General features: G+C 63.1%; 10 protein-coding genes. 8 read left to right on the top strand and 2 right to left on the bottom strand.

All coding sequences use genetic code 11. From position 1 onward, the window contains the following. The 3 genes from BM408_RS23070 to lnt form a co-directional block, all read left to right on the top strand. The coding region (locus tag BM408_RS23070; RefSeq protein WP_217649444.1) for a hypothetical protein at positions 1-186 on the top strand (186 nt) is incomplete at its 5' end. A 204-nt stretch (positions 187-390) separates the two neighbouring features. Next, positions 391-1,173, top strand: a complete 783-nt coding sequence (locus tag BM408_RS17435) for an HlyC/CorC family transporter (protein WP_007867288.1) — start codon at positions 391-393, stop codon at positions 1,171-1,173. Positions 1,174-1,200: 27 nt separating this feature from the next. Next, a complete protein-coding gene (lnt, locus tag BM408_RS17430) occupies positions 1,201-2,853 on the top strand; it encodes an apolipoprotein N-acyltransferase (RefSeq protein ID WP_092131394.1) in 1,653 nt (550 codons plus the stop codon). Here lnt and BM408_RS17425 read toward each other — a convergent pair. After that, positions 2,850-3,761, bottom strand: coding sequence for a LysR family transcriptional regulator (locus BM408_RS17425; protein ID WP_092131392.1), 912 nt, complete (start codon positions 3,759-3,761; stop codon positions 2,850-2,852). The two genes, lnt and BM408_RS17425, sit on opposite strands and share 4 nt — an antisense overlap. A gap of 176 nt (positions 3,762-3,937) precedes the next feature. On the opposite strand from BM408_RS17425, the gene BM408_RS17420 reads away from it, so the two are divergent. Continuing rightward, positions 3,938-5,017 (top strand): asparaginase, encoded by a 1,080-nt coding sequence (locus BM408_RS17420; RefSeq protein ID WP_092131391.1) that lies wholly within the window; start codon positions 3,938-3,940, stop codon positions 5,015-5,017. A gap of 79 nt (positions 5,018-5,096) precedes the next feature. Here the strand turns inward: BM408_RS17420 and BM408_RS17415 are convergent, their stop codons facing one another. Further along, positions 5,097-5,867, bottom strand: a complete 771-nt coding sequence (locus BM408_RS17415) for an SDR family oxidoreductase (RefSeq protein ID WP_092131389.1) — start codon at positions 5,865-5,867, stop codon at positions 5,097-5,099. Between the two features lie 158 nt (positions 5,868-6,025). Between BM408_RS17415 and BM408_RS17410 the strand changes: the two genes are divergently transcribed. From BM408_RS17410 to gmhB, 4 genes are all read left to right on the top strand, one after another. Then, positions 6,026-6,991 (top strand): LysR family transcriptional regulator, encoded by a 966-nt coding sequence (locus tag BM408_RS17410; RefSeq protein ID WP_092131388.1) that lies wholly within the window; start codon positions 6,026-6,028, stop codon positions 6,989-6,991. A gap of 81 nt (positions 6,992-7,072) precedes the next feature. Then, positions 7,073-8,002, top strand: a complete 930-nt coding sequence (glyQ, locus tag BM408_RS17405) for a glycine--tRNA ligase subunit alpha (protein ID WP_092131386.1) — start codon at positions 7,073-7,075, stop codon at positions 8,000-8,002. A 5-nt stretch (positions 8,003-8,007) separates the two neighbouring features. After that, positions 8,008-10,140, top strand: a complete 2,133-nt coding sequence (glyS, locus tag BM408_RS17400; protein ID WP_092131385.1) for a glycine--tRNA ligase subunit beta — start codon at positions 8,008-8,010, stop codon at positions 10,138-10,140. Between the two features lie 28 nt (positions 10,141-10,168). Further along, positions 10,169-10,729 (top strand): D-glycero-beta-D-manno-heptose 1,7-bisphosphate 7-phosphatase, encoded by a 561-nt coding sequence (gene gmhB, locus BM408_RS17395; protein WP_092131383.1) that lies wholly within the window; start codon positions 10,169-10,171, stop codon positions 10,727-10,729. Positions 10,730-10,789 lie beyond the last annotated feature (60 nt).

Raw genomic sequence — 10,789 nt, 5'->3', positions numbered from 1 at the left:
GGGACGCAGACAGTAGGGTCGCCTTTTCTTTGCTTACTTTCTTTTGGCGAAGCAAAAGAAAGTGAGTTGCCGCCGGGCAACCCCCGGCCAGCCGCCCTCAGCAAAGAGCGCGAGAGGCCGAAGCAAGATCCGGCCAAAAAAAGCCCTCCCCAAACAAAACCCCAACCCTCATCCGCTATCACTTAAATAGCAAATAACCCAATCCCTACCCGCCAGAGCCCGAAAACACCCAAAAACCAATCCCGCCCAAACCCATCCCCCAAACCGTCAGAGATTTCAGCTATCCTTACCCCCTTCACAACTACCGACCGCCATCACGTGTCCGACGTTCCCCCCAGTCGGTCTTCCAGGCCGGAAGACAAGCGCGGCTTTTTGCAAAAGCTGGCTGAAATGCTCCACCCCGGTCCTGACTCGAAAGACGAGTTGATCGAGACCCTGGTGGAGGCCCAGGACAATGACGTTATTGGCGCCCAGAGCCGTGAGATGCTCGAGGGCGTGATCCGCATGGCCGACATGACGGCCGGCGACGTCATGGTGGCGGCGCCTCGCATGGACGTGATCAACATCGACGCGCCTTTCGACGAGTTGCTGCACCTGGTGATCGACACCGCCCACTCGCGCTTCCCCGTCTACGAAGGCGAAAAAGAAAACATCCTCGGCATCCTGATGGCCAAGGATTTGCTCAAGCTGCAGCGCGCGCCTGAGCTCAACATCAAGGCCTTGTTGCGCCCCGCCGTCTTTGTGCCTGAAAGCAAGGGGCTGAACGACCTGCTGCGCGAGTTCCGCGGCAACCGCAACCACCTGGCCATCGTGATCGACGAGTTCGGCCGCGTTGCCGGCCTGATCACGATTGAAGACGTGCTCGAACAAATCGTGGGTGAGATTGAAGACGAGTTCGACATCGCCGAAGACGACGGCGACATCTTCGGCCTGACCGACCATACCTACCGCGTGAGCGGCGACACATCGATTGAGCGTGTCAACGAGGCTTTCGGTGTCACACTGCCCGAAACCGATTTCGATACGATAGGCGGCCTGGTCGCGCACGAGATGGGCCATGTGCCCAAGCGCGGCGAACACTACGCGCTGGCCGGCCTGCAATTCACGGTGCTGCACACCAAGGGTGGTGCGGTGCGCTGGTTCAAGGTATCGCCGGTTTCCGCCGGCGTTTGACGACACATAAAACAAAAGAGGGCGACTATGGCACGGGACTCCATTCACAGCATGATGTCCCATCTGCCGACCCTGCCCGCGCTGCTGGAACACGCGCGCAACCCGCCGCCGCGCAAAGGCATCTCTCTCTTCCAGATCGTGATCGTGCTGATTGCCGGTTGCGCGCATGCCGCCAGCATTGCCTGGCCCCTGGATTTCGGCTTTGCGCAAGGCCAGCCGGTGGGCTGGCTGCAGCTGTTGTCCCTTTTCCTCTTTTCCGCGCAAATCGACGCCTCCCGTTCCTGGAGGCGCGCGGCCTGGCTGGGTGGCCTGTTTGGCACGGCAATGCTGGGCGGCACTTTCTGGTGGCTCTTTATTTCCATGCATTACTACGGCGGCCTGGCCGCGCCGCTGACGGTGCTGGCCGTGCTGCTGCTGGCGGCCTTCCTTAGCTTGTATTACGCGGCTGCTTCGGCGGTTTTTGTGTTTGTCGCGCCTTATGCCAAGTTCCCGCGCGCGGTGGTGTTTGCCTCCTTGTGGCTGCTGGCCGAACTGGCCCGGGTCCAGTTTTTCACCGGCTTTCCCTGGGGCGAGGGCGGTTATGCCCACGTCAATGGCTGGGCCGGCCCGCTGGCCGCCTGGGTGGGCGTGCACGGGCTGACCTTTCTCGCGGCGCTGGCCGCAGCCTGGCTGGCGATGGCCTTGCGCGCCTCGCGCATGCAGTGGGTGACGGCGCTGGCGATCGTGATTGTCAGCGTGGTGCTGGCTTACCTGCCCGTGCAGGCCGTCTGGCCGGCCGAGGGGGGCGCTGCGCCCGCCGAGCCGCTGCAGGTCACGCTGCTGCAGGGCAATATCCCGCAGAACGAAAAATTCCAGACCGGCACCGGTGTGGTCACCGCGCTGCGCTGGTACGGCGAGCAACTGCGCGACGCCAAAACACCGCTGGTGGTGGCACCGGAAACCGCCATTCCCATGCTGCCGCAGCAATTGCCCGACGGCTACTGGCAGGCCTTGCAGTCGCGCTTTGCCACCGGCCAGCAGGCCGCGCTGATCGGCGTGCCCGTAGGCAGTTCGCAGGCCGGTTATGCCAATTCGGTGCTGGGCTTCAAGCCCGCTGCGGCCGGGCAGCCGGCCTCCAAAGAACCTTACCGCTTTGACAAACACCATCTGGTGCCCTTCGGCGAGTTTGTGCCGCCCGGCTTTCGCTGGTTCATCGACATGATGCACATCCCGCTGGGCGACTTCAACCGCGGCGCGGTGGGCCAGGCCTCGTTTGAATGGAAGGGCCAGCGGCTGGCGCCCAACATCTGCTACGAGGATTTGTTTGGCGAAGAGCTGGGTGCGCGCTTTATCGACCCGGCGCTGGCGCCCACCATTTTTGTGAACGTGAGCAACATCGCCTGGTTTGGCAACACGGTCGCCATCGACCAGCACTTGCAGATCTCGCGCATGCGCGCGCTTGAGTTCAGCCGCCCCATGATCCGCGCCACCAACACCGGTGCGACGGTCATCATCGACCACCTCGGCAAAGTCACCCACTCGCTGGAGCGCCACACCCGCGGCGTGCTGATCGGTGAGGTCGAAGGCCGCAGCGGGATCACGCCGTACGCCTGGTGGGTGTCGCGCTATGGCCTCTGGCCGCTGTGGGCGCTTGGGCTCGGCGTTGCCGTCCTGGCCCTGGTCTTCCGCCGCCGTCGCTAGAACCCCGGCGCGGCCATCACGCCGTGCAGCAGCTCCGGGAGCATGTCAATCATGCGTAACGCATCCTGCCCCGGCGGCGTGCTGGCCGCAAAGTACATCTGCAGCGGCGCATGGGCAAACTCATGCAAAGGCACGGCCGTCAGCGTGGCCGGGTCCAGGTTGCTGGCGGTGAGGAAGTCCACCACCGTCCAGCCCATGCCGCGTTTGACCAGCTCCAGCGCCAGCCGTGAGGTCTGCACCTGCAGCACCGCCGGGGCAGTGAGGCCCAGGTGGCGGGCCAGCTCGTCGATCGATTGGCACATCGGGTCTTCACCCACCAGCCGTATCAGGGGCATGCTCGCCAGGAAAGACATGGCGTTTTGCCGCCGCGCCCGCACCGCGCGCTGCCAGATCTCGCGCGTGACGGCCAGGTAGAGCGGCCCGCTCACCAGCGTGGTGCTGGTCAGCAGCGGGTGCGGATGCTCGTAAAAGCCCAGCGCGAAGTCCACGCTGCGCGTGAGCAGCGCCTGCACCATCTGGTCCTGGTGCAGCGTGCGCACTTCGACGCGTACGCGCGGGTGGCGCGCCAGATGCTTTTCGAGCACCAAGGGTAAAAATTCGTGGCTGATCGACGGGATGGCCGCCAGGCGCACCTGGCCGTCGGCCGCCTGCCGCAGGTTGACGGCGATGCGCTTAAGCCCGTCCAGCTTCTGGTGGATCAGGGCGGACTCTTCAAACAATACCCGCGCCTCGGGTGTCGGGGCCAGGCTGCCTTTGCCGCGGGTAAACAGCTTGTAGCCCAGCTGCAGCTCGGTGTGCGCGATGGTTTTGCTGACGGCCGAGGGCGTGATGCAGATCAGCCGTGCGGCGGCGCTCATGTTGCCGGTCTGCATGACGGCCTGGAAGACTTCGAGTTGCCTGAGGTTCATGTCTCTTGTCTCTTCCGGCCCGTGCTTCGCGGGCCTTGATACGTTGAGGGGTGTGAGTTTTACTCACACCCCTCGTTACATTATGCATCGCCGGGTACGGGTGGCGTGGCTACGATAAGTCAGCCCGGGCCTTGCAGTCTGGGTGTTCCATTTCCTCATAACCTGGGAGACATCGCATGCACCTCACATCCACCCTTCTGAAATTCGGCGCCGGGCTCGGCTTCGTGGCGCTCACCACGCTGGGCGCGCCCGCGCTGGCGCAAACCGCCAAACCCAATGTCGTGATCCTGGCCACCGGCGGCACCATCGCCGGCGCCGGCGCCTCGGTCCTGAACAGCGCAACCTACGCCGCCGCCAAAGTGCCGGTCGACAAACTGCTGGCCGGCCTGCCCGAGCTGGCCAATGTGGCCAACGTGAAGGGCGAGCAGGTCTCGCAAATCGCGTCTGAAAGCTTTACCAACGACAACCTGATGAAGCTGGGCAAACGCATCTCGGCACTGGTCAAGCAGGGCGATGTGGACGGCATCGTCGTCACCCACGGCACCGACACGCTGGAAGAAACCGCCTACTTCCTCAACCTCGTGATCCGCACCAGCAAGCCCATCGTGGTGGTCGGCTCCATGCGCCCCGGCACGGCGCTGTCGGCCGACGGCGCGCTGAACCTCTTTAACGCCGTGAGCGTGGCCGCCAGCAAAGATGCCGCCGGCAAGGGCGTGCTGGTCACCATGAACGACGAGCTGCAAAGCGGCCGCGACGTCGCCAAGATCATCAACATCAAGACCGAGGCTTTCAAGAGCCAGTGGGGCCCGCTGGGCATGGTGGTCGAAGGCAACAACTACTGGTTCCGCGCGCCTGTGAAGCGCCACACCGCGCAGTCTGAATTCAACATCGACGACTTCGAAGCGCTCGCGCCGGTCGACATCGTCTACGGTTACGGCAACGTGCCGCGCGCCACGGTCGATGCCGTGGGCAAGACGGCGATCAAGGCCCTGATCCACGCCGGCACCGGCAACGGCTCGGTGGCCGACCGCGTGGTGCCTGCCCTGCAGGAAGTCCGCGCCAAAGGCATCCAGGTTGTGCGTTCCTCGCGTGTGCCTGAAGGTTTTGTGCTGCGCAACGCCGAGCAGCCAGACGACAAATACGACTGGGTGGTCGCGCATGACCTGAACCCGCAAAAGGCCCGCATCCTGGCCGCTGTGGCACTGACCAAAAACCTCGACAGCAAGGAACTGCAGCGCGTTTTCTGGCAGTACTGAGCCTCTCGGCATATAGAAAAAAGGGCGATGCCGGTAACGGCATCGCCCTTTTTTCATGGGCGCGGCAAGGCGGCGCGGCTTAGAGCTGGCTCATGCCGCCGTCAACGATCAGTTCGGTGCCCACGATAAAGGCCGCATCGGGCGATGACAGGTACACCACGGCGCTGGCCACTTCGTCCGGCGTGCCGAAGCGTTTGAGCGGAATTTGCGCCTGGATGCTGGCGGCCAGTGCGCCCAGCTGGTCGGCGGGCACGCCCAGCTTGCCGTACAGCGGCGTGGTTACCGGGCCGGGGCTCACCACGTTGACGCGGATGCCGCGTCCTACCAGCTCGGCCGACAGCGTCTTGGCCAGCGAAATGAGCGCGGCCTTGCTGGCGGCATACACGCTGGAGTTGGGCATACCGATGTGGGCGTTGATCGAGCCATTCAGGATGATGGCGGCGCCCGTGTTCAGCAGGGGCGACAGCGCCTGGATCGCAAAGAAGGCGCCCTTCACATTGACGTTAAAGGTGTCGTCCCAGAGGGCTTCGTCCACGCCTTCCAGCGGGGCGAATTTGGCGAGGCCCGCATTGATAAACACCGCATCCAGCGTGATGCCTTCAGCTGCCAGCGCGGCGGCCAGCGCCTTGGCCGAGCCGGGGGCGCCGGCGTCGTTGCGCAGGGCGATGGCGCCTTCGCCCAGTTGGGCTTTGGCCTGGTCCAGCGTGGCCTGGTCGCGGCCGGTGATCACGACGCGGGCGCCTTGCCCGGCGAATTGCAGGGCGGTGGCCAGGCCGATGCCGCTGTTGCCGCCCGTGACGAGCACGGTCTTGTTGGCAAAACGGAGGGTGAAGGTAGGGGTGGTAGTCATGTCAGTTTCCTTGTGTCGTTAATGAGGGGTTTCCTGTTTCGGCGGGCCTTCTGGCCTGTCGATGAGTCCAATGTACGATTCATGTTCTATTGGAAGAAGTGCTAGAAAGTGTTTTAATCGTTCAGCTTTTATGAATACTAAAAACCGGGGAAGCCGCCATGGACCGTTTACGAGCCTTTGAAGTGTTTGCCACCGTGGTGGGCCGCGGCAGTTTCACGCGCGCGGCCGATGCGCTGGACACCTCGCCGGCCAACGTCACCCGCTACATCAACGAGCTGGAAGCCCACCTCGGCACGCGCCTGCTCAACCGCAGCTCGCGCAAGCTCTCGCTCACCGAAAGCGGTGAGGCGCTTTATGAGCGCAGCAAGTCCATCCTCGAAGAAGTGGCCGACGCCGAAGCGCTGGCCTCGTCAGCCACGCTGCAGCCGCGCGGGCGCCTGCGCATCAACGCGCCCGTGAGCTTCGGTATACGCCAGCTCGCGCCGCTGTGGCCGCGCTTCATGCAAGCCTATCCAGACGTGGAGCTCGACATCGCCCTCAGCGACCGCGTGGTCGACATCGTGGAAGAGGGTTACGACCTGGCCATTCGCATCTCACGTACCGGCCCGGCCACCCATGCGGCGCGCAAGCTGGCCACCTCCCGCAACATCGTCTGCGCTGCGCCTGCCTACCTCAAGAAGCACGGTACGCCCCAGGTGCCGGCCGACCTGGCGGTGCACCGCTGCCTGGGCTACACCTATGCGGCCACCGCCAATGAATGGCATTTTGTGGACGAAGAAGCGCATTCGCACGTGGTCAAAGTCAACTACGTCATGCATGCCAACAACGGCGATACGGCGCGTGAAGCGGCGCTGGCCGGGCAGGGCGTCATCTGGCAGCCGGCTTTCCTGATCGGTGAAGACCTGCGCGAAGGCCGCCTCGTGCCCTTGCTGCCCGGCTACCGCATGCCCGACATTGACGTGCTGGCGGTCTATCCCAGCCGCCGCCACCTGAGCGCCAAGGTGCGTGTGATGGTGGATTTCCTGGTCGAGGCCTTCAAGGCCGCGCCGGCCTGGTACGTGCCGCCCGACGCGGCGGTGCCCACGGCCGCCCCAGCGCCTGCGCGCCGCCGCCGCGTAAAATGAACGGTTTCGCGCCGCTGCCGGTGCGACCAAGCCCCTCCGGCGCCCCAACAGGCGCCGCGCTTTTGTCCTGAACCCATTCCTATGCTCACTTTCCAGCAAATCATCCTGACGCTGCAGTCCTACTGGGACAAGCAAGGCTGCGCCCTTTTGCAGCCTTACGACATGGAAGTCGGCGCCGGCACCTCGCACACCGCCACCTTCCTGCGCGCCCTGGGCCCTGAGCCCTGGAAAGCCGCCTATGTGCAGCCCAGCCGCCGCCCCAAAGACGGCCGCTACGGCGAGAACCCCAACCGCCTGCAGCACTACTACCAATACCAGGTGGTGCTAAAACCCGCACCCGCCAACATCCTGGAGCTCTACCTCGGCTCGCTTGAGGCTCTGGGCTTTGACCTGAAGAAAAACGACATCCGTTTTGTCGAAGACGATTGGGAAAACCCCACGCTGGGCGCCTGGGGCCTGGGCTGGGAAGTCTGGCTCAACGGCATGGAAGTCACGCAGTTCACCTACTTCCAGCAGGTTGGCGGCATTGATTGCAAACCCGCCACCGGCGAAATCACCTACGGCCTGGAACGCCTGGCCATGTATTTGCAAGGCGTGGACAACGTCTACAACCTGACCTGGACCGAAGGCCCCGACGGTTCAAAGCTCAGCTACGGCGACGTCTACAAACAAAACGAGGTCGAGCAGTCCACCTATAACTTCGAGCACAGCGACGCCGACTTTTTGTTCACCGCCTTCACCGCGCATGAAAAGCAGGCCAAGCACCTCATCGACGTGCAACTGGCCCTGCCGGCCTACGAGCAGGTGCTCAAAGCCGCACACAGCTTTAACCTGCTGGACGCCCGCGGCGCCATCAGCGTGACCGAACGCGCCGCCTACATAGGCCGCATCCGCAACCTGGCCCGCGCCGTGGCGCAAAGCTATTACGAAAGCCGCGAGCGTCTGGGCTTCCCGATGGCGCCGCGTGAATGGGTTGAACAAATGACTCCGACGACGAAGAAGGCTGCGTGAGAGCGATGACGATGACGACCCAAAACCTTCTTGTTGAACTGTTTGTTGAAGAGCTGCCGCCCAAGGCGCTTAAAAAACTGGGCGACGCCTTTGCCGGCGTGCTGTTCGAGCAGCTCAAAGCCCAGGGCCTGACAGCCGCTGATTCGGTGCTCACCGCATTTGCCTCGCCGCGCCGCCTTGCCGCGCATGTCACGGCCGTGGCTGCCGATGCCGCCGACAAGGCCGTTTCGCAAAAGCTCATGCCGGTGGCCGTGGGGCTGGATGCTTCGGGCAATGCTACGCCCGCTTTGCTGAAAAAATTGCAGGCGCTGGGCGCTGATGCATCGGCCGTCGCCGGACTCAAGCGCGCACCCGACGGCAAGGCTGAGGTCTTGTTTTACGACAGCACCGTCAAAGGTGCGACGCTGGTGGAGGGTTTGCAGAAAGCCGTGCTCGAAGCCATTGCCAAGCTGCCTATCGACAAGCGCATGACTTACCAGCTGGCCGATGGCTGGAGCGATGTGAAGTTTGTGCGCCCGGCCCACGGCCTGGTCGCGCTGCACGGCAGCAGCGTGGTGGCCATCGAGGCGCTGGGCCTGAAGGCTGGCAACAGCACGCACGGCCATCGCTTTGAAGCTTCGGTCGATCCGGTGGTGCTGAAAGACGCAGACAGCTACGCCGCCGCGCTGCAAAAAGACGGCGCCGTGATCGCCAGCTTTGCCGCGCGTAAGGCCGAAATCGTCAAGCAGTTGGCGGCAGCTGCAGCCAAGGTCGGCGGCGGCGTCAAGGCGATTGACGACGACGCGCTGCTCGACGAAGTGACCGCGCTGGTCGAGCGCCCCAATGTGCTGGTCTGCGAGTTTGAAAAAGAATTCCTCGGCGTGCCGCAGGAGTGCCTCATCCTCACGATGAAGGCCAACCAGAAATACTTTCCGTTGCTCGATGCCTCTGGCAAGCTCACCAACAAGTTTTTGGTCGTCAGCAACATCAGCCCCACTGATGCCAGCGCCGTGATCGGCGGCAACGAACGCGTGGTGCGCCCGCGCCTGGCCGATGCGAAATTCTTCTTTGACCAGGACCGCAAGAAAGCGCTGGAATCTCGCGTTGAAAGCCTGGGCAAGGTGGTGTATCACAACAAACTCGGCACACAGCTGCAGCGGATAGGTCGTGTTCGGTGGGTCGCGGCAACTTTGGCCGGGCGGTTGAACCCCGCAATTGTTCCGTTAGTTGTTCAGGCGGCGACGCTTAGCAAAGCCGACTTGACCACTGATATGGTTGGTGAGTTTCCTGAGCTCCAAGGCGTGATGGGCCGGTATTACGCGCTTTCCGATTCGCTGTCAGCAGATGTTGCCGATGCGATTGAAGATCACTACAAGCCTCGGTTCTCTGGAGATAGCTTGCCCCGCCATCTTGTGGGTACCGTTGTCGCATTGGCCGACAAGATGGTCACGCTTGTCGATATGTTCGGTATAGGGCAACTACCGACAGGCGACAAAGATCCTTACGCACTTCGTCGCCAAGCGCTCGGGGTAATTCGCATCTTGGTTGAGCGCGACTTACCTATTGGAGTTCGTGAACTCATCTCCGCGGCAGAAGCTGCGTGGTTGAGCGCGGAGGCTCAGAACGTGCACAGCCTACTAGCGACGATGCCCGAGCAGCTGGCAGATTTCATTTACGATCGCCTCGCCGGCTCCCTGCGCGAGCAGGGCTATAGCGCGCAAGAGGTTGATGCCGTGTTGGCGCTCAGGCCTCAGCGTCTGGGTGATGTGACCAAGCGCCTCGCGGCTGTGCGTACTTTTGCTGCGCTTCCTGAGGCCGCAGCTCTCGCTGCAGCGAATAAGCGCATCGGTAATATTCTTAAGAAGTCGTCCGACAAGCCCTCGCAGGTCGATCTGCATTTGTTGCCGGAAGCTGCCGAGTTGGCGCTTTATCAAGCCATGCAGACATTGCAGCCTAAGGCTGACAAGCAGTTCGAGGAGGGTAATTACACAGGTTCGCTCCAGACCTTGGCAGGCCTGCGGCTACCGGTGGACGCATTCTTTGAAGGCGTGATGGTGAATGCCGAAGACGCTACGCTGCGTGCTAAACGCCTCGGTCTGCTGACGGCGCTGCACCAGGCCATGAACCGCGTAGCTGACTTGTCCAAGCTGGCGGCGTAAGCTAACAGTCTCAGCCAGGGCCCACACCGTGAAACTCGTCATCCTCGACCGCGACGGCACCATCAACAGCGACAGCGACGACTTCGTCAAGACGCCGGACGAATGGTTGCCGCTGCCTGGTTCGCTGGAGGCGATCGCCCGGCTCAACCATGCGGGCTGGCATGTGGTCATCGCTTCCAACCAGTCGGGTTTGGGGCGGGGCCTGTTTGATGTGGCGTCGCTTAACGCGATGCACGCCAAGATGCACAAGATGCTGGCGGCCATAGGCGGCCGGGTGGATGCGGTGTTTTATTGCCCGCACAGCCCCGAAGAAAGCTGCAACTGCCGCAAGCCCCTGCCGGGCCTGTTTGAGCAGATCGGCGCGCGCTTTGGTGTGCCGCTCAAGGGTGTGCCCACGGCCGGCGATTCGCTGCGCGACCTGCAGGCGGGCGCCGCGGCCGGCTGTGAGCCGCACCTGGTGCTGACGGGCAAGTCGGCCAAAGGCCAACCCGATGGCCTGCCGGCCGGCACCACGGTGCACAAGGACCTGGCGGCTTTTGCCGATTTCATCTTGCAGCGCGCGGCAAAGCCGCTGGCGGTGGCGATATAAAAATGAGAGCGGCTTACGCCCGCCACACCTGGGCTGCAGCCTGAAATGCCCTTAAAGCCG

The organism is Polaromonas sp. YR568 (assembly GCF_900116715.1).
GTDB lineage: Bacteria > Pseudomonadota > Gammaproteobacteria > Burkholderiales > Burkholderiaceae_C > Polaromonas.
Note: the sequence above shows the minus strand (reverse complement) of the source record. Positions and strands in the feature narration are given on the sequence as shown.

Excerpts from the sequence above, each read along its gene's own strand:
- BM408_RS17435 (WP_007867288.1), top strand. The coding sequence starts at position 391 with ATGCTCCACCCCGGTCCTGACTCGAAAGACGAGTTGATCGAGACCCTG.
- lnt (WP_092131394.1), top strand. The coding sequence starts at position 1,201 with ATGGCACGGGACTCCATTCACAGCATGATGTCCCATCTGCCGACCCTG.
- BM408_RS17425 (WP_092131392.1), bottom strand. The coding sequence starts at position 3,761 with ATGAACCTCAGGCAACTCGAAGTCTTCCAGGCCGTCATGCAGACCGGC.
- BM408_RS17420 (WP_092131391.1), top strand. The coding sequence starts at position 3,938 with ATGCACCTCACATCCACCCTTCTGAAATTCGGCGCCGGGCTCGGCTTC.
- BM408_RS17415 (WP_092131389.1), bottom strand. The coding sequence starts at position 5,867 with ATGACTACCACCCCTACCTTCACCCTCCGTTTTGCCAACAAGACCGTG.
- BM408_RS17410 (WP_092131388.1), top strand. The coding sequence starts at position 6,026 with ATGGACCGTTTACGAGCCTTTGAAGTGTTTGCCACCGTGGTGGGCCGC.
- glyQ (WP_092131386.1), top strand. The coding sequence starts at position 7,073 with ATGCTCACTTTCCAGCAAATCATCCTGACGCTGCAGTCCTACTGGGAC.
- glyS (WP_092131385.1), top strand. The coding sequence starts at position 8,008 with ATGACGATGACGACCCAAAACCTTCTTGTTGAACTGTTTGTTGAAGAG.